Here is a 26171-nt window from a genome sequence, read left to right as displayed (position 1 = left end):
AATTTTTACACTTTAAACAAAAACGACTATGAGAATGCTAAGTAAAATGAAGTACTGGATCGGCGCCTTAATGTTAAGTGCACTGATTTTCACGGCTTGTAATGACGATGACGAGGAAGCACCAGCTTTAACAATTGAAGCTTTGACCGCGGTAGGAACTGATATCACTACCGGAGATGAAATTACTGTCGATCTGAATTCAGCAACCTCTGCATCAGATGTACCACCAGATGCAGTTTTTGAAATTACATTTGATAGAGAAATTGATGCAGCTACAGCAACCGCTTCAAATATTTCAGTAAGTGATGGTGATAATGATGTAGCGGTAACAGTGGCGGCAAGCGGAAGTGTGGTAACAGTTACTCCAGAAGAAGAATTGGTTCAAGGAACTGATTATACAGTGACCGTTGCAGCTGCTTTAGCAGCTGCTGATGGTGGAACTGTAACGAATGGTTCGAGAACTTTTAAAACTGCAGGAAGATTGCCAGTTGTTGCTCCACAGTCCGATAGTCAAGTGGCTTATTGGAAATTTGACGGAGATGCAGCAGATGAAATGGGTAATTATGCTGATGGAGAAGAAATTGCAATTGAATATCAAGAAGATCGCTTTGGAACAGTGAATAGTACTGCTTATTTTGATGGAGATGCAAGTATTATTGAAGTTCCATCAGCAGCATCCTTACTTGATGATGCCGAAAGTTTTACAATTAGTTTTTGGATGAAAACTCAACCAGAAGGCCATGTGAACGAGAATGGAGATCAAACAGGAATGTTTGTTTTTGGATTAGGAGCCTTTTTTGGTATCCAATATGAGATTTTTGGCAGTTATGAAGGTTCAAAATATGCGGTTAGCTATATAAATGAAGAAGGCGTTGAAACTGCAGAAGATATGTTTTTCCCTAGTGAAGCAACCGACAATACTAATGGTGGATGGCAAGGTTGGGATTTTGCAAGAAGCCTTTCTCCTACTCAAATGCAAGATATCTTAGTGGATAGTTGGTATCATAATGTATTTACTTATAATGCTGAAGAGAAAAAAGGATATTTGTATTTTAACGGTCAATTAATGAAAAGTTTTGACTTTAATTTATGGCCAGATGGCGATGCTAAAAGAACTATTTCTGGCGTAACTTATAGAGGTGCCGAGCCTGAAGTCTTTGATGATATTGCCTTCGGTTTTATTCACTCTAGAGCAGGCAGTTTGTTCGATGACGCAGCATTTGGAAATTATGATAGTCCTACATCTCAACATTTTAAAGGATGGTTGGATGATTTCAGAATAATACATGCTTCATATTCAGAAGGAGATGTTACTGAATTATATGAGGCCGAAAGACCATAATAGTTTAATTGTTTTTTTTTAGGCAGAGACTGTACCAAGTCTCTGCTTTTTCTTTTCACTTTTAATCATAAATTCTTTTTTAGATGATAAAATCACCTAAATATTTTCTTTATGCCTTATTGACATTTCTAACAGCAGCAAGCTTATACTCCTGTCAAGAAAACACTGAACAAGAACCTGATGAACAGGGATTATTGCAACTTAGAAGCATTAGAATAGGTGCTCTTGATTTAACCGAAGCGGAGATAACCGAAGATGCTCCATTTGACAAAGGGCTTGTTATTGAATTTAATGATCCATTAGATAGAAAATCAGCAGAAGAAAGCATTTCCATTTCTGCAGACGAAGGTAATGTTGTATTAAATTTTTCCTACCTCAATGATGATAATTCCATTTCAGCATTGCCTGAAGATAATTTCCAAACTAATACTGTTTATACTGTTAGCATAGATCCTTTACTTTCTGTTAACAATAAAGAATTCCCAGGCGGAACTTATCAGTTTAAAACTCAACAGGGGGAATTCAAATTGATAAGTGCAGAAGTAGATGGCATATCGTTACAAAACACTAACCGGACTGATAATATATCTTTAAATCCTGAAATCATCCTAGCATTTGATCAAACCCTAAATCCTAATACCGATTTTGATGATTATATTTTACTAATCAATAAAGGAGCTCGCTTGCCTTTAAACTTCAATCTTTCAGAGGATAAAAAAACATTGCAAATCCAAAGCCAAGAAGAGGCACGAGATTTGGTTCGCTACAACTTTAGCATATCAAATAATTTACCAAGTGAAAATGAATTTCAATTTTCAGGATTCGAAAAAGCTTTCTATACTCAATTAGATTCCACTTACAAATTTGATGAAATATCAGATGAGGCACTTTTAACTAAAATTCAAGAACAAACCTTCAAATATTTCTGGAATTTTGCCCATCCCAACAGTGGCTTGGCGAGGGAAAGAAACACCTCCGGAGATTTAGTCACCATCGGCGGTTCAGGTTTTGGTGTGATGGCTATAATAGTAGGCATTGAAAGAGGTTTTATTACAAGGCAAGAAGGAATTGACCGTTTCGAAAAAATTGTTAATTTCCTTACTGAAGCAGACCGATTTCATGGCGTTTGGCCGCATTGGATGAATGGAAATACGGGAAGTACGATTGCTTTCAGTGAACTTGATGATGGGGCGGATTTAGTGGAAACTGCTTTTATGATTCAAGGGTTGTTAGCGGCAAGGCAATATTTGAATGAATCAAATTCTCAGGAATTGGCTATTATTAACCAAATTACCACACTATGGGAAGAAGTAGAATGGGATTGGTTTACAAAAGGGGGAGAAGATGTGCTCTACTGGCACTGGTCTCCAGAAAATGAATGGGCTATGAATCTCCCAATTAGAGGCTGGAATGAAAGCTTGATTATTTATGTGCTTGCTGCTTCTTCACCTACTCACCCTATTGAGAAATCCGTCTATGATGCTGGCTGGGCTAGAAATGGCGGAATTATCAATGGCAGCTCAAGCTATGATATCGTAATGCCTTTAGGAGAAAATAGAGGTGGGCCTTTATTCTTCGCTCATTATTCTTTTTTAGGATTAGACCCGCGTAATCTTCAAGATCAATATGCTAATTATTGGGAGCAAAATCAGGCTCATTCTTTAATCAATCAGGCTTATTGTATTGATAATCCGAACAATTTTGTGGGCTATGGTGAAGCATCTTGGGGCTTAACGGCCAGTGATAATCAGGAGGGTTACAGTGCGCATTCGCCAGGAAATGATTTAGGGGTGATTACGCCAACAGCAGCTATTTCTTCCATTCCTTATACTCCTGAGGAATCAATGAAAGCAATCAAGCATTTTTATTATTTGCTTGGGGATAGGTTATGGGGTGATTATGGGTTTTATGATGCATTTAATGTAACGCTAGATTGGTATGCAGATTCTTACTTAGCAATTGATCAAGGCCCAATTATTACCATGATTGAAAACCACAGAACGGCATTAATCTGGGACATTTTTATGCAAGACCCTGAGGTACAAAATGGGTTAATGGATTTAGGATTTACTTATTAATTGATATTTGAAATGAAGTACTTTTTTTTACTACTGACTACTGCAATACTTTTTACCTTTTGTTCTGCTCCAAAAGAAGAAAAAGAACAAAATAATCATAGTGTTAATATTGATGAGGATTCTCTATTGAATCTAGTGCAATATCAAACCTTTCAGTATTTCTGGGAGGGTGCTGAGCCTAATTCTGGATTAGCAAGGGAAAGATTTCATGAGGATGATGTATACCCTTCAAATGACAAACATATCGTGACCACGGGAGGCTCAGGATTTGGCTTAATGGCGATTATAGTGGGAGTTAAGAGAGGCTTTATTCAGCGAACAGAAGCTATTGATAGATTTGAACAGATATTGAATTTCTTGGAAAACGCAGACCGCTTTCATGGAGCTTTTCCGCACTGGTTAAACGGAGAAACTGGAGAAGTAAAAGCATTTAGTAAGAAAGATGATGGGGGAGATTTGGTAGAAACTGCTTTTTTGATTCAGGGATTACTAACCGTGAGGCAGTTCTTGGACTCGTCAATTGAAGCCGAGAAAAAATTAGCTCAAAGAATAACATCAATTTGGGAAGAGGTAGAATGGGACTGGTATACTAAAGGAGAAGATGTTTTATATTGGCACTGGTCACCAAATTATGAGTGGGAAATGAATTTCCCAGTTGGAGGATACAATGAGTGTCTTATCATGTATGTTTTAGCAGCTTCCTCCCCTACTCATCCGATAAACGCTGATGTATACCACAAAGGTTGGGCGAGAGAGGGAGCCATCGCTAATGATACAACAGCTTATGAATTACCAACCATATTGGATCATTATGAGCATGCCAACAAAGCAGTAGGTCCCTTATTTTGGGCACATTATTCTTATCTAGGTTTAAACCCTAAAAATCTTAATGATAAATATGGAGACTACTGGGATCTAAATAAAAATCACGCACTTATTCAATATCGACATGCAGTTGATAATCCTAAGAATTGGGAGGGATATGGTGAAAATATGTGGGGTTTAACTTCCAGTTATTCTATGGGAGGATATGCAGGGCATAGTCCCAGCGATGATTTAGGTGTGATTTCTCCAACGGCCGCTCTTTCCTCTTTTCCTTATACCCCTAAAGAAAGCATGCAATTCCTAAAATTCTTGTATGGACCCAAAAGGGATAGCTTAATAGGAAATTATGGACCTTATGATGCTTTTTCATTTGAACATGATTGGTATTTACCTCGCTATTTGGCCATTGATCAAGGGCCAATACCTGTCATGATTGAAAACCATCGTTCAGGCATGATATGGGAACTTTTTATGCGAAATAAAGAAATCGAAAATGGGCTATCTAAACTTGGATTTTATTATGAAGAATAAATTGAAATATTATGGCTTAGTAGGCTTCATATTTTTTGCGTTGAATTTATACGCACAGGAAAAGGCTGATTTCTTAAAAGCTAAATTAATAGAGCGAGAGGATACGTTAAATTATAGAATTCTATATCCTGAAAATTTTAATCCCGCTGAAAAATATCCACTCATACTTTTTTTGCATGGAGCGGGTGAAAGAGGAGATGATAACGAGAAGCAGCTTGTTCACGGAAGTTCTTTGTTTCTCAATCAAGAAAATCGTGAAAATTTTCCTGCAATTGTGATATTTCCGCAATGTGCAACGGCAGAGTATTGGGCAAAAGCTGAGATAGTTCGGTCCTCTGAAGGCAATACATTTGAATTTGATTATTCAGGTGAGCCCAATAGAAGCATGGGCTTAGTCATGAAAATGGTCGAGAAATATAGTAGAAATCATTTTATCAACGAAGAGCAATTGTTTGTAGGAGGGCTTTCAATGGGCGGAATGGGTACATTTGAAATTTTGAACAGGATGCCCAACACATTTGCTGCGGCCCTTGCAATTTGCGGTGCTGGAGACCCTTACAGCGTTGGTAGTTATGCTGGGAAAACAGATTTGTGGATTTTCCATGGAGCGAAAGACAATGTTGTAGATCCAGAATATTCCAAAAGAATGGTTAAAAATTTAAAAGACGCAGGGGCTAATGTGAAATTTACGCTTTATCCAGAAGCTAATCATAATAGCTGGGATCCTGCTTTTGCTGAACCTGAATTACTCACTTGGTTATTTTCGAACTCAAAATAGATTACAAATGGAATAGTTATAAACCCTACTTACCAATCGAAGTGAATATATCAAGTCATGGAATGTTGGATAATTAGGCTTTTGAACTTTGACTATTCCATGTGACGACCAAAACATAAATAATATACAGATGAAATACTTATTAGCATCCTTTCTTAGCCTTTCATTGATTTTGGGCAGTTGTACAAATGTTCAACAAGATGAAAATACTTCTAATATTAACCAAAAGGTAGATTCATTGCTTGCTATCATGACCCTAGAAGAAAAAATTGGGCAATTGAATTTGCCATCTGCTGGTGATGTAAGTACAGGGATCAGTACCAACAAAGGCATAGCCAAACAAATAAAAGAGGGGAAAGTAGGGGGATTATTCAATATTAATGGCTTGGACAAAATCCGCGCTGTTCAAAAAGTTGCAGTGGAGGAAAGTAGATTAGGTATTCCTTTAATTATAGCGAAAGATGTAATTCATGGATATAAAACGACTTTCCCAATTCCAATCGGACTTTCGGCAAGTTGGGATATGGAGTTGATTGAAAAATCTGCAAGAATAGCCGCTGAAGAAGCCTCTGCTGATGGCATTGCCTGGACATTTTCGCCTATGACGGATATTTCTAGAGACCCGCGTTGGGGAAGAGTTTCGGAAGGAAGTGGTGAAGACCCTTATTTAGGAGGTCAAATTGCTGCAGCTATGGTGAAAGGCTATCAAGGAAATGATTTATCTGCAGCCAATACTTTGTTGGCCTGTGTAAAACATTTTGCCCTTTACGGTGCCTCTGAAGCTGGAAGAGATTACAATACAGTGGATATGGGACGCTTGAGGATGTATAATGATTATTTCCTGCCTTACAAAGCGGCAGTAGGTGCTGGAGTGGGAACTGCAATGGCCTCTTTTAATGAGGTTGATGGAGTTCCAGCTACCGGAAATAAGTGGTTGATGACTGATGTTTTGCGTGAAGCTTGGGGCTTTGACGGATTTGTGGTGAGCGATTATACAGGTGTAAGTGAAATGATCGCCCACGGAATGGGTGATTTGCAGCAAGTTTCTGCTTTGGCAATTAATGCCGGAGTGGAAATGGATATGGTGAGTGAGGGTTTTTTAAGCACACTGGAAAAATCGGTTGAAGAAGGTGAGGTTTCTGAAGCAACCATAACTAATGCAGCTAGACTGATTTTGAAAGCCAAGTTTCGATTAGGCTTATTTGATGATCCGTATAGATATATGGATGAAGAAAGAGCTTCTAAGGAAATTTTCTCAGCAGAAAACAGAGCAGTTGCCAGAAAAGTTGCTTCCGAATCTATGGTTCTATTGAAAAATGATGATGCTTTACCTATTCAAAAAGATGCTAAAATAGCTTTGATAGGCCCATTAGCCGATAATAAGGAAAATATGGTAGGGACCTGGAGTGTAAGTTCGGATATCAGTAAATCGATTTCGATTTATGATGGGATTAAGCAATTCTCTACTAATCCTGAGAATGTGAAATATGCCAAAGGTTCTAATTTGGTGGCAGATCCGGAATTGGAAAAACGTATTGGCATGTTTGGCAAAAATACTTACCGAGATGACAGACCTGAATCTGTATTGATTGCGGAAGCTGTGGAATTAGCTAAAAATGCTGATGTGGTAGTGGCTGTCCTGGGAGAAGCTTCTGAAAGTTCTGGGGAAAGTTCAAGCTTAACGGATATCAGTATTCCTGATATTCAGGTGAATTTATTAAAGGCATTGAAAGCCACCGGTAAAAAAGTAGTAGTGGTTTTATTAAGTGGAAGACCATTGGTTTTAAATGAAATATTAGATGATTCAGATGCTATTTTGAATGCTTGGTTTCCGGGTTCTGAAGCGGGTCTGGCTTTGGCAGATGTTTTATTCGGTGATGTAAACCCATCCGGAAAATTGACCATGACCTATCCGCAAAATGTGGGGCAAATTCCTATTTACTACAGTCACAAAAACACAGGTCGGCCGTTGGAAGGGGAGTGGTTTCAGAAATTCAAAACCAATTATTTGGATGTATCCAATGAACCGGAATTTCCTTTTGGCTATGGTTTGAGCTACAGCCAATTTGAATATGGAGAAATGAAGTTGAGCAGTTCAGATTTAAAAGCAGATGATAAATTGAAAATTACTATTCCTGTGAAGAATTCCAGTGAAAAGGATGGCAAAGAAGTAGTGCAATTATACATTAGAGATAAAGTTGGTACAACTACTCGTCCCATGAAAGAATTAAAATCATTTGAAAAAGTATTGATTAATGCAGGAGAAACAAAGAATGTTGAATTTGAAATCACAACCGAAGATTTGAAATTCTACACTTATGATAATCTGACAGATCAAAATATCATCCATACTTGGGAAGCAGGTGAATTTGAAATTATGGTCGGAACTAATTCTTCAGATCTTAAATCTGAAACTATAAATTGGACTAAATAAGTTTAATTAAAAATACTATTACTGCGAAATTCTACTCTTTCGCCATAGAGCTTTATTAGCTATATTTTAAAGGTGATAGGGCAGTTTTGTAATACATTGGGAAAAGAGCTAACTCGACCACTTCCGAGGAACTCGGAAAAGCGGGAAGGAGGAAAGTTTAGCGGGCAGGCGTGGGACTTGCGGGAAGAAGCATTAAACTTTCTTGAATTTTTGTTTCTTTTTGTTCAAGCAAAAAGAAAGGAAGAAAAAGAAAGCAAAAATCGTTGCCTTTAGAAATTTTATAAAAAGAGAGTAAAGGGGGAATTTACCTCTTTGTATTAGTTTGTAATTATAATGAATGAAGACTTATTTTCTAGAAAAGTATTATTTTTCTGATGAACATTGTTAAAATGAGATATTTAATTTTCTTACTCTTTATATTATTGAATTACCAAGTGTATTCCCAAACCACCAAGGTATGCACTTTTAACATCAAATATGAAAACCCGAAAGAGGGGGTTCATAAGTGGGATAACAGAAAAGAGCAAATCCTGAAATTCATAAAAATAGAGGATTTAGATATTGTTGGAATGCAAGAGGTGTTGCATTCTCAAATTAGATTTTTGGAAAATAGATTAGCTGAATATGCTCGAATTGGCGTTGCAAGAGATGATGGCAAAAGTAAAGGTGAATATTCCCCGATATTTTACAAAAGGAATCGCTATTCCATTATTGACAGTGCAACTTTTTGGTTATCTCCAAATCCTGAAATTCCTGCCAGAGCTTGGGATGCAGCACTTCCAAGAGTTTGCACTTGGGCGAAATTGATAGATCAGGAAACAAAAGAGCTGATTTTAGTTCTGAATACACATTTTGATCATGTAGGAAGTGAAGCACTTTCAAAAAGTGTGGATTTAATTTTGTCAAAGATCAATGAACTAGAACATAATGGTAAAGTGATATTGATGGGAGATTTCAACTTGGGGCCTGAATCTGCTCCTATTCAAAAAATTATTGATTCAGAATTAAATGATGCTTTTGAAGCTGAATTGAATCTGGGACCTATTGGTACTTTTAATGCGTTCAAAATTGGAATAAACTATGACAGAAGGATTGATTATGTCTTTTATCAAGGTTTTGAAATCAAAAGCTACAAAAATTATAGTTTAAGAATTCAGGATACATTTTTATCAGATCATTTTCCAGTGGTGGTGGAGTTTGAATAAGTAGATTGAAATTGAATCCTTCTTCCCCAATTTTCCCCATATTTGCATAATACTTTAGAATCCGATTATTATGCAAAGCCCATTACCTATCATCAACCTTAAAAAAGGAAAAGAAAAGTCATTAGAGCGATTTCATCCTTGGATATTTTCTGGTGCCATACATCCCGTACCCCAAGATGTGAAAGAGGGCGATTTTGTTGAAATTCATACTCAGGATAAAAGATTTATTGGTATTGGTTATTTTCAAGTAGGCTCAATTGCAGTTCGAATGCTGACATTTCAAAAAGAGGAAATCAATCAAGATTTTTGGAAGAGGAAACTGCAATCCGCTATTGAATTAAGAATGACTGCAAATCTGTGGAATAGTACGGAGACTAATGTTTTTAGATTAGTTCACGGAGAGGGTGATGGTTTTCCGGGACTCATAGTGGATTATTATGATGGATGTGTGGTTTTTCAAGCGCATACAGTAGGCATGTATAAGATTAAGGAAGTCTTCTTAGAAGCCCTAAAAGATCTATTAGAAGAGCAGTTAAAATCAGTGTATGATAAAAGTAATCATACACTTCCTTTTAAAGCAGAGCTGGAAACTACAGATGGCTTTGTTTACGGTGAAGAAAAGGAAGAGTGGCTGGTAAAAGAATATGGGAATACCTTTAATATTAATGTGGTTACAGGGCAAAAAACAGGCTTTTTTATAGATCAAAGGGAGAATAGAAAACTGTTAGAGCAATACAGTAAAGGTAAAAAAGTATGCAATACATTCTGCTATTCAGGTGGTTTCTCCATTTTTGCTTTGGAAGCGGGTGCCGACTTAGTTCATAGTGTTGACAGTTCTCAGGGAGCTATGATTTTAACCGATCAAAATGTCAAATTGAATTTTCCAGATGCTAAAAACCATCAATCTTATACAGCGGACGTATTTAATTTCTTAAATGATATGCCTGATGAGTACGATGTTATTGTACTGGATCCACCCGCATTTGCCAAGCACAGAAAAGTACTAAAAAATGGATTGCAAGGGTATCGAACCATCAATGAAAAGGCTATGAAAAATATGAAATCCGGAGGTGTGCTTTTTACCTTCAGTTGTTCGCAAGTGGTAAATCAAGAGCAATTCAGAACTGTAATATTTTCTGCGGCAGCCAGAGCAGGCCGACAAGTACAAATACTGCATCAGCTTCATCAACCTGCCGATCACCCAATTAATATTTTTCATCCAGAAGGTGAATATTTAAAAGGCTTGGTTTTGAGAATCGTCTAGACTCTAGTATCTAAATTCTAGGCTCTTTATTACCACCTGATAATTTTTCCGGCTCCTTTGATCCATGTAAATTTCTTGTCCAGCAGTAATACTATCAATCAAATTTTCATTGAAATTTTTAATAGTGGCAAGCTCCAAACCTGTATTATAGCGAATAGAAAAATCATCTTCTAATTCTTTCATGAGTTGATCCAATCGGTGCAAATCATCATTCACGCAGATAGAAAATGAAATAGCTGTGTTCTGCATCATATTAATCTTGATGTGATGCTTATTGAGCGCTTCAAATATTTTTCCAATTAGCGCTTCTGTGATGAAAGTGAAGTCATTCAATTTGAAGGTAATCAAACTTTGTCTTTCTTTTATAATTATACATGGTATTTGGTGAACCGTTTCACATTCATGAATGATAGTACCGCCTTTTTCCGGTGAACTGAATGAACGGACATGCATAGGGATCCCAGCATTAGCCAAAGGCTTTATCGTTTTAGGATGAATGACGGAGGCTCCGTAATAAGTCATTTCTGCAGCCTCTTGGTAAGAAAGCTCTTGATATAGAACAGCGTCTTTGATTTTTTTTGGATCGCCATTCAGTATACCAGGAACATCTTTCCAGATAGTAACGGCCTTTGCATGAAGGCATGAAGCGAAAATTGCAGCGGAAAAATCAGATCCTTCTCTGCCCAAGGTGGTAATTTTACCGTCTGCAGTGCCGCCTAAAAATCCTTGGGTAATGACTAATTGGTTTTTATGAAATTCTGCTTGTGTAGTCTTATTTATAAGGTCTTTGGTTGTCTCCCAATTAACTAAGGCATCTCGAAAGCTTTCATCTGTTTTGATACAATCTTTTGCATCAATCTTAGAAATAGTAAATCCTTCTTTTTGTAGGTAATGGAGCAAAATTGAAGAAGAGATTATTTCTCCAAAGGATATGATGCTGTCATAGGATTCGTCATAGCGAGTTTTTTTTATATCTGAAAGTTGAGCATTTAATTCGTGAAAAATTTCTTCTAGTAAATGGGAAACTGCTGCTTCATTTTCTTTAAACAACTTAGTAACTATGGATTGGTGATATTGGAAGAGAGTACGAATGGCTGTAGTAGTTGAAAGTGAATTAAGCCTCAAGTGCAAAATTTCTTCCAAAGCATTAGTAGTTTTGCCCATTGCGGAAACCACTATAAGTATTTTTTCACCAGGAAATCTTTTGAGAATTTCTGACATATTACAAACCGCCTCTGAGTCCTTTATGGAAGCCCCACCGAATTTAAATACTTGCATGTGTTCCTTTTTCTATAATAATTGACAAAATAAGCTGCAATTTTTTCATAATTTAGCGTCAATACAAATAAATATTCCATGCAAACTAAATTAGCCACTTCTGTTGGCATCACCTTAGACCGATTTATCAAAAAGAAACAAAATGATTTTGCCTTTGCTTCGGGCGAACTGTCTCAATTGTTGAGAGACATTGCTTTGGCAGGAAAAATCATTCAAAGGGAAGTAAATAGGGCCGGCTTGTTGAATATTAGTGGTGCTTATGGGGCTGAAAATGTGCAAGGTGAAGAACAACAAAAGCTTGATGTAATTGCAAATATTCGTTTTATAAGGGCTTTAAAAAATGGAGGAGAGGTTTGTGCTATTGTGTCCGAGGAAGATGATGAGATTTTGGATATAAAGAATCCTGATGGAAGATATATTGTAGCCATGGATCCTTTAGATGGTTCTTCTAATATAGATGTCAATGTTTCTATAGGTACGATCTTTTCGATTTTTAGAAGGGTGTCTCCTGTGGGAAGCAAGGTCACTGAAGAAGATGTTTTGCAAAAAGGGTCAGAACAAGTGGCGGCTGGATATTTATTGTATGGATCTTCTACCATGTTGGTTTATACCACAGGTAGAGGAGTAAATGGTTTTACATATGATCCTTCTTTAGGAGAGTTTTTCTTATCACATGCTGAGATGAAAATTCCAGAAGATGGTCAAATCTATTCTATTAATGAAGGAGGTTATAGAAGCTTTGATCCAAAGGTGCAGCAGTACATTGAAAGATGTAAAGATAAAAAATTTACTGCCCGTTACATTGGCTCATTAGTGGCAGATTTTCACAGGAACCTCTTGAAAGGGGGTATTTACATTTACCCTTCTACGGAAAAAGCTCCTAATGGTAAGTTAAGATTAAATTATGAATGTAACGCCTTAGCTATGATTTGCGAACAGGCTGGTGGTTTGGCAACTGACGGTAAAACAAGGATTTTAGACATTCAACCGGAATCTTTACACCAGAGAGTGCCTTTTTATACGGGATCTAAAAAGATGGTGGAAGATGCTTTGAAGTAATTTATTTCTGCTCTTCCCAAGCATTATTCATTTCTTCGATAATACCTAAAATATCCTCTTTCCCGGTCTGTTTTTCAGCGGAACTAACAAAATATGGAGGAAATTCTTCCCATGTGCTCAGCATTTTCTTTTTGAAAACGGAGATATTCTGCTGGGTTTTATTAAAAGACTGTTTATCAGCTTTTGTAAATATTAAGGATAGAGGCAATCCGTTTTTGCCAATAAAATCCAAAAAGTCTACATCGGCTTTTTGAGGTGGAAGGCGAGAATCAATTAAAACGAAAATACAGACAAGATTTTCTCGATTTTTTAAGTAATCACTAATCATTTTGCCCCAGTTCTCATTGGTCTTTTTGCTCACTTTAGCGTAACCGTAGCCAGGTAAATCTACTAAATACCATTTCTCATCCATTAAAAAATGGTTGATCAGCTGGGTTTTTCCTGGTTTTGAAGATGTTTTGGCTAGGCTTTTTCTGTCTGTCAGCATATTGATCAAAGACGATTTGCCAACATTAGAACGGCCAATAAATGCATATTCAGGTAAATCAGTTTCAGGACTTTTTCTGTAATCCGTATTGCTTATAATAAATTCTGCATTTTTGATTCGCTTCATTTTGCAAAGATAGAGGCTTTAATGTTCTTAGAAACTTATGAATGCTAAAGAATTATTAGATTTCACTGATTTTTGTGTGAATGTAAGTTTTGATGCAAATAAATAATTAATTTTATGGAGGCTTAATTCAAAGATAAAAAGAAGTGATTTCTGATAAAAATGGACTAGTATTTATATATTTATCACTTCATTTCGTAAAAAATTGAATAAAAACGGGAAGTTTAGCTTACTTTTTTTGATATAACATAAAAAGTAGTTTAATTTAAGTGATTATTTTAGTGAAGCGACCTAACTCGCTATAATTTACCGAATTAAAGAATACGATGATATATAAATTTAGATTCTTTCTAGTCTTCTTACTAAGTGTAGCTTTTGCCTTTAATTTAAAAGCGCAGGAACCTAATCCTGAATTAGCTAAGGAATTTCTTTTCACGGCCGAGGAGATTTTGAAAGAAACCAAGGCTTTGAATCAGGCCGTTGAAATGTACAAATTAGCTGCAGAAACAGATCCTAATAGTGTAGAGGCTAATTACAAAACGGGTGATACTTACTTGCAGATAACTGATAAGGCTAAGGCAACTCAATATTTATTACGCGCCTACCAGTTAGATTCTGATTACAAGTTCGATATGCTGTACAAGATAGGAAGTGCTTATCAATATGGATATGAATTCGATAAGGCAATTGATTATTATAAGCAGTACAAACAAAAGTTAGAGAGTAATACGGGTTATAAAGGCGCAGATAGGACACCTATGTATGAGGTAGATAGAAGAATTGAGGAGTCTAATACAGGAAAAAGATTAGTGGCTGACCCAGTCAACTATTCAATCACTAGTGTTGGTACAGCTATTAATTCTGAGTCTTGGGATTTTGCTCCTGTAGTCAATGCTGATGAAACCGTTATGATCTTTACTTCACGAAGAGGACCAGATCAAGGGAACTTAAATGAAAACGTATTTGATGATAATTTCTACTATGAAGACATTTTCATTTCAAAAAAATCAGGTGGAGAGTGGCAAACTGCTGAAAATATTGGGCCAGTAGTGAACACAAGATTCCATGATTCTAATTTTGGATTTGCTCCTGATGGCAAGACGCTATACATCTACAGCGATGAAGGGAATGGTGATATCTATTTTACTAACAATCTCTCTGAAGATACTTGGTCAGAACCTATCGCATTGAGCGATAATATTAATTCCAGTGGATATAACGAGAAGTCAGTTTCGCAGTCTGCCGATGGAAATACGCTGTTCTTTTCAAGTAACCGACCGGGCGGTAATGGTGGTTTTGATATTTATTTTTCAAAAAAGAATCGAAAAGACGAATGGGGTCCTTCTCAGAATTTAGGGAGAGTGATTAATACAGAAGGAGATGAGGATGGATCTTTTATTCAGTATGATGGAAAAACACTGTACTTTAGTTCAACTGGTCATAGCGGAATGGGAGGCTATGATATTTTTAAATCTGAATATGATAGCACTAGCCAAGAGTGGAGCAATCCTGAAAATTTAGGTTACCCATTAAACTCACCTGATGATGATATTTATTTAGTAATGAGTAAAGATGGTAAAACGGGTTACTATTCTACAGTTCGAGAAGAAGGGATGGGCTATACAGATATTTATAAAGTAAAAATTGGCGGAAGTGAAGATGATACGGATAAAAAGGTGGCTAATAAGAAAGCCACTGTAGACGAAGGAGAAGATAAAACAGAGAAAGAAGAAGTCGCAAAGGTAGAAGTGCCGGAGTCGAAGGAAGATGAGATGACGACAGGTGCACCGGTTAAATTGATGGTCAGAGTGGTTGATGCAAAAACTAACCAAAATATAGATGCAAGTGTTAAATTAAAAGGTCAGAAAGACAATATTAATGTACCTGCAGAAAGTAATGAAAATGGAATTTATACATTTGTGATTGTGAGAGATGAAGCAACCAATTTCATGCTTGCAGCTGAAAAGTCAGGTTATATTTTTGCCAACAAAAGAATCACTCTCCCTGCTTCCACAGGAGAAGAGCAAACGATCAGACAAACGCTCAGTCTGGATAGACCGGAAGTAGGTACTTCCAAAACTTTAAGAAATATATTCTTTGAATTTGGTAAGGCCACTTTCACATCTGCATCTTATGAAGAATTAAATAAGATGGTGAGCTTTATGGAAGCTAATCCGCAAGTAAATGTAGAAATTGCGGGCCATACTGATAATATTGGTTCAGCATCTGTTAATAAGAAGCTGTCTCAACTTAGGGCTAACAAAGTGGTGAATTATTTGACGGAAAAGGGTATAGATCGCAGAAGACTAAATGCTGTGGGTTATGGTGAAGAAAGACCTATTGTTAGTAATGATGATGAAGTAATGGGAAGAGAAATCAATAGAAGAGTGGAGTTTATTGTAAAAGAGTAAATGCTCAGAAAATATTTTAAATATGAAGGGGGTGTTTAGCATCCCTTTTTTATTTTATTTAAATGAAAGAATGAATGAAAAAGTATGCAATTATAGTAGCAGGGGGAACAGGGAAACGGATGGGAGAAAGTCTTCCAAAGCAATTTCTCAAGCTCGGTGGTACGCCAATTTTAATACATACTTTGCAGGCTTTTTATACAGCTGATCCTGAAATAGAAATAATTTTAACGCTTCCTCAAGAAGAAATTCAATTTTGGGATGAGTTGAACATCTGGCATCAAAATTATATAGAACATCAAGTTGTGGCGGGCGGAGAAACACGTTTTCATTCTGTTAAAAATGCACTGCAGTTTGTTGAGAGTGGTCTTGTAGCCGTTCATGATGGAGTGAGGCCCTTTGTTTCTGCGGCAACCATAAAGCAGTCCTATGAGCAAGCGAAAGAGAAGAAAGCAGTTGTGACAGCCGTTTTGATGAAAGATTCTGTTAGGCAAATAGATGAGAAAGGGGGGAGCAAGAATATTGACAGGAGTTCATTAAGAATGATTCAAACCCCTCAAACATTTGATGCAAAATTACTGAAGGCAGCTTACAACACTGAATTTAAATCTTTTTTTACAGATGACGCCTCCGTTGTGGAATCCTATGGGCATAGTGTGACGCTGATCGAGGGTCAATATCAAAATATCAAGATTACGACTCCTGAAGATTTGCTTATTGCAGAGGCTTTATTAGAGGCAAAGTAAGCTTAAGGGCTTACTTTGCTAATATTCATCTTCGTTAAAAAAGAAGTCTTCTTTTGAAGGGTAATCCGGCCAAATTTCCTCAATATTTTCATAGGGTTGTCCATCATCCTCTAATTCTTGTAAATTTTCTACTACCTCCAATGGAGCCCCTGAACGAATAGCAAAATCAATTAATTCGTCTTTCGTGGCTGGCCACGGAGCATCTTCTAAGTATGAAGCTAATTCTAATGTCCAATACATATTCTACCGTATTTTTTTGATGCGCAAAAGTATGATAAAAAATTATAAATCAAAGCTTTAATTGCATATGACTTTACATGCATACTAAAATAATATGCGCAAAGTTCAAATTATTTAAGATTTTTGTTCAAATCACGAAGTTCCTCCATGATTTGTTGCTTTACGGCAAGCTTTCTTTTTTGTTTTTCATGTTTAAAGCCAACCATTTTATCTAATTTTTCTGTTCCTAAGTTAAATTTTTCTAAATTCTCTTCAAACACATTAAGTTCTCTTTGATCTCTTGAAATCAAATCCCTTAAAATATTCATTTTTAACTTAAGAGCATCTTTTTCTTCTATATCTTTCTTCGCTTTCCGTTCGAACAAATTTTCTACGAAACTCTTTTCAAAAATATAATCATTTAAAGTGAAATATTCCTCATTTAATGATTTATTAAATGTTTTGCCTGAATTCTTCCACTTTTGTTGAATCGCTTTTGCTCTTTCAATGGATTCAGTAGGGCTCAAATTCTTAGCTGCTTTCAATTCTTCAATCAAGCTTCGCTTTTCATTATCATTCCCTTGCTTATTCTGCAATTTGGAATTTTTAGAACTTCCTGCTTTTCTTCCAGCTTGAGTATACTTTTTAAATTCCTTCAAAAGTAGAGCATATTTCTCTTTCGGAATATTTTCAAGTTCCTTCCATTCTTCCACTAATTCATTGCTTTTCTCTGTCAATTCTACAGATTCTAGCTTGGCATTTTGAAGCTGTTTAGCGTTCTCTATTAGCGTTTCATATTGTTTTTCTCGTGCAGCCAGCATTTCTTTCTTCGCTTCATGAAATGCCTTTTTCTTTTCATAAAATTCATCATAAATGCCTTGAAAAGTGGTTTCCACCTCTTCTTTTTTGTCATCATCGACTGCGCCTACTCTGATCCACCTTTGACGAAGCTCTTTCAGTTTTTCGGTAGCTTCTCTCCAATCAGGGTTAGATGCGTAACTTTTAGCTTCTTCTATTAGAGTAGATTTGACCTCCAGATTACGTTTTCTATTTTGACTAATGTAATCCTCGAGCATCTTTTCCAGCATTTCTAAGCGATCTTTAATTGCAACGAAATCGCCAATCCCATCATAGGTAGACAAGGATTCTTTCAAATTCACAACTTTCATCAAAAAGGAGCCTTTATTGTCTTCCGTGTCAATCTGATGCTGCACCTTGTCAACTTTTTCTTTCAAAGATGTAAACCGATCCTGAAAAAACTGCAGAGCAGTTGCCTCATCATCTTTTACTTCGCCTATCTCTCTCTGCGGAAAACCCTCTTGTTCCCTTAAAATTACTTTTCCGCCTTCAATGAAAGCTAATTCTTGCTGTAAATCAGTCAAAATATTATAATTTGGTTTTTGTAAAATTTGGTGCAAAATTAAATTTAATTTGCAATATAGCCATAAGGTAGTTGTGTTATTAATGATGATATTCCTTAATTTGATATTCAATTGATGATAAGAGGAAAAATATAGCAAAAAAATAGATATGAGTGAAGAAAAAGTAATTTTTTCAATGGCAGGGGTGTCTAAGATTTACCCTCCTAAGAAAACAGTGTTGAAAGATATTTATTTATCTTTCTATTATGGGGCTAAAATTGGCGTTTTAGGTCTGAATGGTTCCGGAAAGTCTTCTTTGTTAAGAATAATTGCTGGAATCGACAAGGATTATCAAGGAGAGGTGGTAGCATCTAAAGAGTATTCAGTAGGAATGCTAGAGCAAGAGCCTCAATTAGATCCTGATAAGACGGTGAAGCAGGTAGTTGAAGAAGGGGTAGCGGAAACGGTGAACTTATTGAAAGAATTTGAGGAGATCAATGAGAAATTTGCCGATCCCGAAGTGTTGGATAATCCTGATAAAATGAACGACCTGATTGAACAACAGGCCAAAGTTCAAGAAAAATTAGATCATGCGAATGCTTGGGAGCTGGATAGCAGATTAGAACAAGCCATGGATGCTTTAAGAACGCCTCCGGCAGATTCTCCAGTAAAGAATCTTTCAGGAGGAGAGAGGCGTAGAGTGGCCTTATGTAGATTGTTATTGCAGGAGCCAGACGTGCTACTATTGGATGAGCCTACTAACCATTTGGATGCTGAGTCTGTTCATTGGTTAGAGCATCATCTACAGCAGTATAAAGGAACAGTAATAGCCGTGACACACGATCGTTATTTTTTGGATAACGTAGCGGGATGGATATTAGAATTGGATAGAGGAGAAGGAATCCCATGGAAAGGAAACTATTCCAGTTGGTTAGACCAGAAGCAAAAACGATTGGCTCAGGAAGAGAAAACGGAGTCCAAGCGTCAAAAGACCTTGCAAAGAGAGTTGGAGTGGTCTAGGATGGCTCCAAAAGCAAGACAAGCTAAATCTAAAGCCCGTTTGAGTTCCTATGAAAAAATGCTAGATGAAGAGGGTAAAGAGAAAGAACAAAACTTGGAACTCTTCATTCCACCAGGACCGCGTTTAGGAAGCAAAGTCATTGAAGCAAATGGAGTGTCAAAAGCCTATGGCGATAAACTTTTATATGAAGATCTTAACTTTTCTTTGCCACAAGGTGGAATCGTAGGGATTATTGGTCCTAATGGTGCAGGTAAAACCACTTTGTTTAAGTTAATTACAGGTCAAGAAGAGCCTGATGCTGGTAATTTTGAGGTAGGTGAAACGGTTAAGATCTCCTATGTTGATCAAGCGCATGATAATCTAGATCCCAATAAATCTGTTTGGGAAAATATCTCAGGAGGTAATGAATGGATTCAGCTAGGAAATAACAAAATCAATTCACGAGCTTATGTAAGTAAGTTCAATTTTGCGGGAGGCGATCAGGAAAAGAAAGTAGGCGTACTGTCTGGTGGTGAGCGAAATAGAGTGCATTTAGCCATGTCTATTAAGCAAGAAGCCAACTTGCTTTTACTCGATGAGCCTACCAATGACTTGGATGTAAACACCCTTCGAGCTTTAGAAGAAGGTTTAGAAAATTTCGCTGGTTGTGCCGTAATTATTAGTCACGATAGATGGTTCCTTGATAGAATTTGCACCCATATTCTAGCTTTTGAGGGTGATTCTCAGGTTTACTGGTTTGAAGGTAACTTTTCGGATTATGAGGAAAACCGTAAGAAAAGATTAGGTGATGATGCTATTCCAAAACGAATAAAGTACAAAAAACTTACTAGGTAATTATTATATAATCTGAATTTTAAAGCTCAGTCTTAAGTGGACTGGGCTTTTTTAGTTTTGATAGTGCTGTTTTAAAATTTCAGCTTATCTTTAAATAGTTAAATTAGCTGTTACGTATGAAAGCATCAATTTCAAAATCTGATAGAAGAGAATTTTTAAAAAAATTAGGGTTAGGTAGCTTACCCTTCTTTATTCCTGCCACCAGTTTTGCAAATTCAGCACTGAAAGGCAATAGCAATGCAGCAAATAGGGTGAATTTTCAATTTGATGGCATAAGTTATTCTCCTGAAGAATATTTAAATAAGCTGTTGCAAATAAATAAGCAACATAAAATAGAACCTGATATTTATGGATACGGAGGTGCCACTACTGCTCTGGAGGAAAAGTTTGCAGAGATTTCAGGGAAACAGAAGGCTATTTATTTACCTACTGGAACTATGGCAAATCAATTAGCTATTAAATTACTAAATGGTCAAAATACCAAAGTGATCGTTCCTGAAAATTCTCATATTTACAGAGATGAAGCAGATGCTGCGCAAAGCGTGCATGCTAAAAGGCTTATTCCAGTCGTTAATAATAAGCCCTATTACAACCGCAAAGAATTAGATTCAACAATTAGTGAATTACAGTCAAACGAAGTCTTTAAAAGCGGTATTGGAACTGTTGTAATTGAGAATCCAGTCCGGAGAGCCTTTGGAACAGCTATTCCTTTAGATAACATTAAAGAGATTTCTCAATATTGCAAAGAGAAAGGTTATAAAATGCATTTGGATGCTGCAAGAATTCATTTGGCAGAAGCTTATCATAATACCTCGATAAGGGAGTATTCAGCACCATTTGATACTGTATATTTTTCTCTGTACAAGTACCTTAATGCAGCAGGCGGAGCCATTTTGTGTGGTGATGCTGAGTTGATCGATCAGGTAGCTCATCAAATAAAAATTCATGGAGGCACTATTTATCAAAACTGGAATAATACTGCTATGGCACTATATTCCTTAAATGGAATAGGAAGTCGATTTAAAGAAATGGCAATCAAAGGCAAGAATCTGATAAAGCAGTTAAATAAAATTGATGGGATTGAAGTAGAAAGCACATCGGAGGGTACTAATCTTTATAAAATGTATGTCAGTCCAGAAATGAATGGTTTTGAATTTGATAAATATTTAGAAAATAATTATGCGATTTCTATTAGACCCCCTAATCCAAAAGGTGAAATTCGATTTTCAATTAATGAAAGTATTCTTTTTCAAACAGTGGATGAGATAGTATTAGCATTCAAAGATGCAGCGGAGAAAATGAAATAAAAAAAGGCTCCTTCGTGGAGCCTAGAAATTAATCTTTAACTTCACTTAAGCCCATAGCCTTTAACATAAATCGTGGCAATGACTTCTTTGGATCTCTTTTCTTTAAGTTTAGGTACCAGCCTATTTTTTTCATAATTGGAACCTTATGGGTTTCTACAAATTCAATTAAAGCGCCATCAGGATCCTCTACATAGGTAAAATGTCCTGCTGCTTCGCCCATATCAAAGCTATTGGCGGAATCTACTGTAAAAGGAAAGCCTTTAGATTCACATTCGGTTTTTAGGGCTTCCATTCCATTAATATCATAGCAGAGATGGATATATCCCAAATCTCCCCAGAATCTATTTTCGAATATCTTTTGTGGTTTTCGATTAACAGCCACCACTAATTCAATTTCTGAAGCACCCAGTAGTGGACTAAAAGCACCTTCTCTTGCTTTGCTATGTCTGAGCAATACTCTTTTTACTTTCTTATCTCCACCAGGTATTGCTTTGAGATCGTCAAAAACACCTTCTTCATCATAAGTCACAGTATCGTAGCCGAGGATGTCGGAATAAAGTGTTCTTGCCTTTTCTATGTCTGTTACACCAATAATGGCTCCGTTTGGTCCTCCTGGTAAATCGGTTTTTCTCTGTTGAAACCAAGAGTTAGAAGTTACAATTTGGAAGATATTATCCCATGGGTCTTTGATAAAAAATGTTGGTTTCCCATATGGGTCTTTTTGTAGTTCGCCTAACACATTTAATCCTCTTCTATTGAAAAGATCATAAGTGGCATCAACGTTTTTACTTTTCATTTTGGCTATATTGATCCCTAAATCGCCTAACTGAGGCTGAAAACTTGGGCCTTCGGGTGTGCGCGAAGTATATTGCCATATTTCAAAGCCACCGCCACCTTGCATATTAATAGCTAATATTGCATGTCGGCTTCGCGCTTCGCCTCCAGTGTAAGGCAACATTAAAGCAGCTTCCGCAGCTTCCTCAAAAACGGGTACACTCATGCCGAAATTTTGTCTGTACCATCTGAAAGCAGCATGGACATCGGATACACCTATTCCAATTTGCTGAATTCCACTTATTATTTTTCCGTCCATGACTAATCTATTTTCAAATTTTGGCTAAAATAATGGAAATCGATGAAACGGACTTGCTAATGCAGTGAAAATCGGTTGTAATTTATTTAAGGTATCGGATTAAAGTGCTTATTCAAACGATTGATAATTATTTTTGGATTTACAACAAGACTTTTTTTCAAAAAATCAATGTAAATTAGAATTTTAAATTATTGACACAAGCTTACAATTCACAACGATATGAAGAGAATATTTACATTTATAATTATAAGTTTAATAGTACATTCTTTAGCCGCGCAGGATGTGAAAAGCCCAGATAAAGTGCTCGGCTACCAACTAGGAGAGAAATTTACTTTCCATCATCAGGTAGTCGATTATTTTAAATACCTAGCTGATAATTCTAATCAGCTTATTTTAAAACAATATGGAGAGACCTATGAAGGACGGCCGCTCTACTATGCGGTGATTTCGTCTCCAGAAAATATAAAACAGCTAGAGGGGATCAAAAGTAACAACATAGCGCAAACGGGTTTGAACGGGAGCTTAGGAGCGCAGGCGGATAAGGCTGTGGTTTGGCTTAGTTACAATATTCACGGAAACGAAGCATCGTCAACTGAAGCTTCTATGAAAACTGCCTATCAACTTTTGAGTGGAGGAATGGAAAGTAAAGAGTGGTTGAGAAATACAGTGGTCATTATGGATCCATGTGTTAATCCTGATGGAAGAGATCGATATGCTAATTTTTATAGAAGATATGGAGCTAAAAACTTCAATCCTAATTTGGATGTAGTTGAGCATGGTGAACCATGGCCAGGAGGTCGACCGAATCATTATTTATTTGATTTGAATAGAGACTGGGCTTGGCAAACACAAGTTGAATCAGAATCCAGAATGAAAGCGTACCACGAATGGATGCCTCATATTCACGTGGATTTTCATGAACAATCCATCAATAGTCCCTACTATTTTGCCCCAGCTGCTGAACCGCTACATGAAGTTATCACAGATTGGCAAAAGGACTTTCAAATACAAATCGGACAAAATCATGCGAAGTATTTTGATGAAAATAATTGGCTTTATTTTACACGCGAACGTTTTGATTTATTCTATCCTAGCTATGGTGATACTTACCCGACTTTTAATGGTGCAATAGGAATGACTTATGAACAAGCAGGTAATGGCAGAGCAGGTTTGGGTGCTTTGACGAACTTAGGCGACACCTTAACCTTAAAAGACAGGCTTGAACATCATTACACAACGGGGATGAGTACTATTGAAATTGCTTCTAAAAATGCAGAGAAGCTGAATACTGAATTCCGTAACTACTTTTCAAAAAATATTAATAGCCCAGAAGACCCATTTAAGACTTACTTAATAAAATGGGAGGAAGATAAAAAGGACGATATAAAGTCTTTATTAGATTTCTTAGAAGACCAAAAAATTGAGGTGGGGTCTATAGGGAGGCAGCAAAGCCTATCGGGCTATAGTTATTTTAGAAGAGAACAAAACAGTTTTAAATCCAATGAAAAAGATCTGATCATTAGTGCTTATCAACCCAAATCTACTTTGATTCAAGCTTTATTTGATCCAAAGCCAAATTACAGCGATTCTTTGACTTATGATATCACAGCTTGGGCTATTCCGTACGCTTATGGTTTAGAAACTTATGGTTTGAAAAGTAGAATCAATCCTGAGCCTATTGAAGAAAGCGAATTCGATAGAGGGGATTTAGAGCAATCTTATGCCTATGCTGTCAAATGGAACTCCTTCAATTCGGCTCAATTTTTAGCAAAAGCACTTAAAAATGATATAAAAATCAGAATTGCTTATAAAAACTTAAAGTTCAATTCGGAAGAATTTAAAAAGGGTAGTTTAATTATTACTCAAACCAATAATGAGCAATTTGAAGATTTGAAAGAAGAGTTGTTAAAGCTATCTAATGAATTTAAAGTCAAGGTTTATCCAGTTTCTTCAGGATTTGCAGATCAAATTTACGACATCGGGTCTTCAGAAATCCAATTTTTAAATGCGCCTAAAATAGCCGTTTTAATGGATGAGGGAGTTTCTTCTTTGGCTTATGGGGAAATATGGCATTTCTTCGAGCAGTCACTGGATTACCCAATCCATAGTATACGAGTAAACAACTTTAGCCGTGTAGAGATTTCAGATTATGACCAGCTTATTCTACCGTCAGGTAGTTACTCTAATTTATCAGAGGAAGGGAGCGCTAAGCTAGTTGAATTTGCTAAATCAGGTGGTAAGTTGATCGCAATGGGCTCGGCAATTTCATTATTTGCAGATCAAGAAAAGGAAGAAGATGGTTTAAAATCGAAAAAAGCAGATTCATCGGAGGATGCCTTGGCGGTATACGAAAATGCTGAACGTAAGAGACTTTCTAGCAGTATATTTGGAGCTATTTATGAGGTGCAACTTGATCATAGTCATCCGCTTGCATTTGGACTTGATAATCAGTATTTCAGCTTGAAAACTTCAGGTGTTGCTTACGATTATTTACCTAAGGGCTGGAATGTGGGAATTATTAGATCTGAGGCGGCACATATTGCAGGATTTGCAGGCTTCAAGGCAAAAGAATTACAAGTAAACAGTATGGTTTTTGGAGTTGAAGCTAAAGGTCGAGGTGAAATTATTTATTTGCAAGACGATCCTCTTTTTAGGGCATTCTGGTATCAAGGTAAGATGCTGTTTGCTAATGCGCTCTTTATGGTGGGTAATGACTAAACGAAAAAGGGACTGTTTTTTTAAGCTATTTAGCTGAAACAGTCCCTTTTTTTAGAAGTTTTAAATTGCAATGTTAGAATTCAAATTCAGGCAATTTCTCTAGTATGTCATTGCTCATGTCTTCTAAAGTATAGCTAGGTTTCCAATTCCAATCAGCTTTTGCTTGACTGTCATCAATGCTGTTAGGCCATGTGTCGGCAATCTTTTGTCTATAGTCTACTTTGTAAGTAATCTTAAAATCAGGGCGCTGTTTTTTGATAACTTCATAAATATCCTTTGGAGTAAAGCTAAGTGCCCCTAAGTTATAACTTGATCGAACGCTGATTTTCTCTGCTGGTGCTTGCATTAGGTCAATGGTAGCTTTTATCGCATCTGGCATGTACATCATAGGTAAATACGAATCTTCTCTCAAATAACACTCAAAGTCTTCACCATTAAGTGCCTTATGAAAAATATCAACTGCATAGTCTGTCGTGCCACCTCCCGGTAGTGATTTGTAACCAATCAGACCTGGATACCTTAGACTTCTTACATCCACACCATATTTTTCATGATAATAAGCACACCATCTTTCTCCTGCTAATTTGCTAATACCATAAACAGTGTTGGGGTCCATTATACAATCTTGAGGAGTGTTATCAACCGGAGATTTAGGTCCAAAAACTGCAATAGAACTTGGCCAATATACTTTAGATAATTTTTTCTCTCGAGCTACTTCCAGCACATTCAGAAGACTTTGCATATTGAGGTCCCAGGCGAATATCGGGTTTTGCTCTCCCTTAGCAGATAAAATAGCTGCTAGCATGTAAATTTCGCTAATTTGGTACTGATCAACTATTTTAGCTAGTCTTTCAGCATTCATAACATCCAATTGCTCGAATGGCTCATTGGGAAGAGGATCCTTTCTGGGTGCTTGAATATCGGATGCAATAACATTAGTGCTTCCGTAAATAGCTCTTAACTCAGCTGTTAACTCGGTGCCAAGCTGACCATTTGCTCCTATTACTAATATTGTATTCGTTTCCATCAATAAAATTTTGCACGAATTTCGTTATTTTAT

General features: G+C 36.7%; 19 protein-coding genes. 13 read left to right on the top strand and 6 right to left on the bottom strand.

Features of this window, described 5'->3' with window-relative positions:
- The first annotated feature begins 46 nt into the window (after nucleotides 1-46).
- The 7 genes from B9Y84_RS17995 (at nucleotide 47) to B9Y84_RS17960 (ending at nucleotide 10457) form a co-directional block, all read left to right on the top strand.
- Nucleotides 47-1342: an Ig-like domain-containing protein gene (locus tag B9Y84_RS17995; RefSeq protein WP_176223834.1), complete on the top strand. Its 1296-nt coding sequence runs from the start codon at nucleotides 47-49 to the stop codon at nucleotides 1340-1342.
- 83 nt (nucleotides 1343-1425) lie between these two features.
- A complete protein-coding gene (locus B9Y84_RS17990) occupies nucleotides 1426-3420 on the top strand; it encodes a glucoamylase family protein (RefSeq protein ID WP_085518789.1) in 1995 nt (664 codons plus the stop codon).
- Nucleotides 3421-3432: 12 nt separating this feature from the next.
- Nucleotides 3433-4776, top strand: a complete 1344-nt coding sequence (locus B9Y84_RS17985; RefSeq protein WP_085518788.1) for a glucoamylase family protein — start codon at nucleotides 3433-3435, stop codon at nucleotides 4774-4776.
- On the top strand, nucleotides 4766-5554 hold the full coding sequence (locus B9Y84_RS17980; protein WP_245830883.1) for a carboxylesterase family protein: 789 nt from the start codon (nucleotides 4766-4768) through the stop codon (nucleotides 5552-5554). The genes B9Y84_RS17985 and B9Y84_RS17980 overlap by 11 nt, the downstream gene beginning before the upstream one ends.
- Before the next feature lie 130 nt (nucleotides 5555-5684).
- Entirely contained in the window at nucleotides 5685-7988 is a 2304-nt protein-coding gene (gene bglX / locus B9Y84_RS17975; protein ID WP_085518899.1) for a beta-glucosidase BglX, read from the top strand.
- 389 nt (nucleotides 7989-8377) lie between these two features.
- Nucleotides 8378-9193 carry an endonuclease/exonuclease/phosphatase family protein gene (locus B9Y84_RS17965; protein ID WP_176223833.1) on the top strand — a complete coding sequence of 272 codons (816 nt, stop codon included), beginning with the start codon at nucleotides 8378-8380 and terminating at the stop codon, nucleotides 9191-9193.
- A gap of 70 nt (nucleotides 9194-9263) precedes the next feature.
- A complete protein-coding gene (locus tag B9Y84_RS17960) occupies nucleotides 9264-10457 on the top strand; it encodes a class I SAM-dependent rRNA methyltransferase (RefSeq protein WP_085518784.1) in 1194 nt (397 codons plus the stop codon).
- A 3-nt stretch (nucleotides 10458-10460) separates the two neighbouring features.
- On the opposite strand, the gene B9Y84_RS17955 is transcribed toward B9Y84_RS17960, so the two are convergent.
- A complete protein-coding gene (locus B9Y84_RS17955) occupies nucleotides 10461-11735 on the bottom strand; it encodes an aspartate kinase (RefSeq protein ID WP_085518783.1) in 1275 nt (424 codons plus the stop codon).
- A gap of 78 nt (nucleotides 11736-11813) precedes the next feature.
- On the opposite strand from B9Y84_RS17955, the gene fbp reads away from it, so the two are divergent.
- Entirely contained in the window at nucleotides 11814-12794 is a 981-nt protein-coding gene (gene fbp / locus B9Y84_RS17950; RefSeq protein WP_085518782.1) for a class 1 fructose-bisphosphatase, read from the top strand.
- Nucleotide 12795: 1 nt separating this feature from the next.
- On the opposite strand, the gene yihA is transcribed toward fbp, so the two are convergent.
- Nucleotides 12796-13407: a ribosome biogenesis GTP-binding protein YihA/YsxC gene (gene yihA / locus B9Y84_RS17945; RefSeq protein ID WP_085518781.1), complete on the bottom strand. Its 612-nt coding sequence runs from the start codon at nucleotides 13405-13407 to the stop codon at nucleotides 12796-12798.
- A gap of 323 nt (nucleotides 13408-13730) precedes the next feature.
- Here yihA and B9Y84_RS17940 point away from each other — a divergent pair, with 323 nt between their 5' ends.
- Both B9Y84_RS17940 and B9Y84_RS17935 read left to right on the top strand, forming a co-directional pair.
- On the top strand, nucleotides 13731-15815 hold the full coding sequence (locus B9Y84_RS17940) for an OmpA family protein (RefSeq protein WP_245830882.1): 2085 nt from the start codon (nucleotides 13731-13733) through the stop codon (nucleotides 15813-15815).
- A 74-nt stretch (nucleotides 15816-15889) separates the two neighbouring features.
- The gene (locus tag B9Y84_RS17935) at nucleotides 15890-16558 is read left to right on the top strand and encodes a 2-C-methyl-D-erythritol 4-phosphate cytidylyltransferase (protein WP_085518780.1); all 669 of its coding nucleotides are present in this window, start codon (nucleotides 15890-15892) and stop codon (nucleotides 16556-16558) included.
- Between the two features lie 18 nt (nucleotides 16559-16576).
- Here B9Y84_RS17935 and B9Y84_RS17930 read toward each other — a convergent pair whose 3' ends face one another.
- The gene (locus tag B9Y84_RS17930) at nucleotides 16577-16798 is read right to left on the bottom strand and encodes a DUF2795 domain-containing protein (protein ID WP_085518779.1); all 222 of its coding nucleotides are present in this window, start codon (nucleotides 16796-16798) and stop codon (nucleotides 16577-16579) included.
- A 110-nt stretch (nucleotides 16799-16908) separates the two neighbouring features.
- A complete protein-coding gene (locus B9Y84_RS17925; RefSeq protein ID WP_139828090.1) occupies nucleotides 16909-18159 on the bottom strand; it encodes a DUF349 domain-containing protein in 1251 nt (416 codons plus the stop codon).
- 148 nt (nucleotides 18160-18307) lie between these two features.
- Here B9Y84_RS17925 and ettA point away from each other — a divergent pair, with 148 nt between their 5' ends.
- Together ettA and B9Y84_RS17915 are read left to right on the top strand one after the other, a co-directional pair.
- Nucleotides 18308-19993: an energy-dependent translational throttle protein EttA gene (ettA, locus tag B9Y84_RS17920; protein ID WP_085518777.1), complete on the top strand. Its 1686-nt coding sequence runs from the start codon at nucleotides 18308-18310 to the stop codon at nucleotides 19991-19993.
- Nucleotides 19994-20109: 116 nt separating this feature from the next.
- Nucleotides 20110-21300 carry a threonine aldolase family protein gene (locus B9Y84_RS17915; protein ID WP_085518776.1) on the top strand — a complete coding sequence of 397 codons (1191 nt, stop codon included), beginning with the start codon at nucleotides 20110-20112 and terminating at the stop codon, nucleotides 21298-21300.
- A 28-nt stretch (nucleotides 21301-21328) separates the two neighbouring features.
- On the opposite strand, the gene B9Y84_RS17910 is transcribed toward B9Y84_RS17915, so the two are convergent.
- Nucleotides 21329-22393 (bottom strand): VOC family protein, encoded by a 1065-nt coding sequence (locus B9Y84_RS17910; RefSeq protein WP_085518775.1) that lies wholly within the window; start codon nucleotides 22391-22393, stop codon nucleotides 21329-21331.
- 219 nt (nucleotides 22394-22612) lie between these two features.
- Between B9Y84_RS17910 and B9Y84_RS17905 the strand changes: the two genes are divergently transcribed.
- The gene (locus tag B9Y84_RS17905; protein ID WP_085518774.1) at nucleotides 22613-25111 is read left to right on the top strand and encodes a M14 metallopeptidase family protein; all 2499 of its coding nucleotides are present in this window, start codon (nucleotides 22613-22615) and stop codon (nucleotides 25109-25111) included.
- A gap of 73 nt (nucleotides 25112-25184) precedes the next feature.
- Here the strand turns inward: B9Y84_RS17905 and B9Y84_RS17900 are convergent, their stop codons facing one another.
- On the bottom strand, nucleotides 25185-26138 hold the full coding sequence (locus B9Y84_RS17900; protein WP_085518773.1) for an NAD-dependent epimerase/dehydratase family protein: 954 nt from the start codon (nucleotides 26136-26138) through the stop codon (nucleotides 25185-25187).
- Between the last annotated feature and the right edge of the window lie 33 nt (nucleotides 26139-26171).

Origin of the sequence: Marivirga sericea, from assembly GCF_900177665.1 — a bacterium.
GTDB classification, from domain to species: Bacteria; Bacteroidota; Bacteroidia; order Cytophagales; family Cyclobacteriaceae; genus Marivirga; species Marivirga sericea.
This window is presented reverse-complemented; position numbering and strand designations above follow the sequence as displayed.

Bases quoted from the DNA above. Each gene is read 5' to 3' on its own strand.
- yihA (WP_085518781.1), bottom strand. From the start codon at position 13,407: ATGAAGCGAATCAAAAATGCAGAATTTATTATAAGCAATACGGATTAC.
- B9Y84_RS17905 (WP_085518774.1), top strand. From the start codon at position 22,613: ATGAAGAGAATATTTACATTTATAATTATAAGTTTAATAGTACATTCT.
- B9Y84_RS17985 (WP_085518788.1), top strand. From the start codon at position 3,433: ATGAAGTACTTTTTTTTACTACTGACTACTGCAATACTTTTTACCTTT.
- B9Y84_RS17900 (WP_085518773.1), bottom strand. From the start codon at position 26,138: ATGGAAACGAATACAATATTAGTAATAGGAGCAAATGGTCAGCTTGGC.
- B9Y84_RS17940 (WP_245830882.1), top strand. From the start codon at position 13,731: ATGATATATAAATTTAGATTCTTTCTAGTCTTCTTACTAAGTGTAGCT.
- B9Y84_RS17990 (WP_085518789.1), top strand. From the start codon at position 1,426: ATGATAAAATCACCTAAATATTTTCTTTATGCCTTATTGACATTTCTA.
- B9Y84_RS17930 (WP_085518779.1), bottom strand. From the start codon at position 16,798: ATGTATTGGACATTAGAATTAGCTTCATACTTAGAAGATGCTCCGTGG.
- bglX (WP_085518899.1), top strand. From the start codon at position 5,685: ATGAAATACTTATTAGCATCCTTTCTTAGCCTTTCATTGATTTTGGGC.
- B9Y84_RS17915 (WP_085518776.1), top strand. From the start codon at position 20,110: ATGAAAGCATCAATTTCAAAATCTGATAGAAGAGAATTTTTAAAAAAA.
- B9Y84_RS17935 (WP_085518780.1), top strand. From the start codon at position 15,890: ATGAAAAAGTATGCAATTATAGTAGCAGGGGGAACAGGGAAACGGATG.
- B9Y84_RS17995 (WP_176223834.1), top strand. From the start codon at position 47: ATGAAGTACTGGATCGGCGCCTTAATGTTAAGTGCACTGATTTTCACG.
- B9Y84_RS17965 (WP_176223833.1), top strand. From the start codon at position 8,378: ATGAGATATTTAATTTTCTTACTCTTTATATTATTGAATTACCAAGTG.
- B9Y84_RS17955 (WP_085518783.1), bottom strand. From the start codon at position 11,735: ATGCAAGTATTTAAATTCGGTGGGGCTTCCATAAAGGACTCAGAGGCG.
- B9Y84_RS17980 (WP_245830883.1), top strand. From the start codon at position 4,766: ATGAAGAATAAATTGAAATATTATGGCTTAGTAGGCTTCATATTTTTT.
- B9Y84_RS17960 (WP_085518784.1), top strand. From the start codon at position 9,264: ATGCAAAGCCCATTACCTATCATCAACCTTAAAAAAGGAAAAGAAAAG.
- B9Y84_RS17910 (WP_085518775.1), bottom strand. From the start codon at position 22,393: ATGGACGGAAAAATAATAAGTGGAATTCAGCAAATTGGAATAGGTGTA.
- ettA (WP_085518777.1), top strand. From the start codon at position 18,308: ATGAGTGAAGAAAAAGTAATTTTTTCAATGGCAGGGGTGTCTAAGATT.
- fbp (WP_085518782.1), top strand. From the start codon at position 11,814: ATGCAAACTAAATTAGCCACTTCTGTTGGCATCACCTTAGACCGATTT.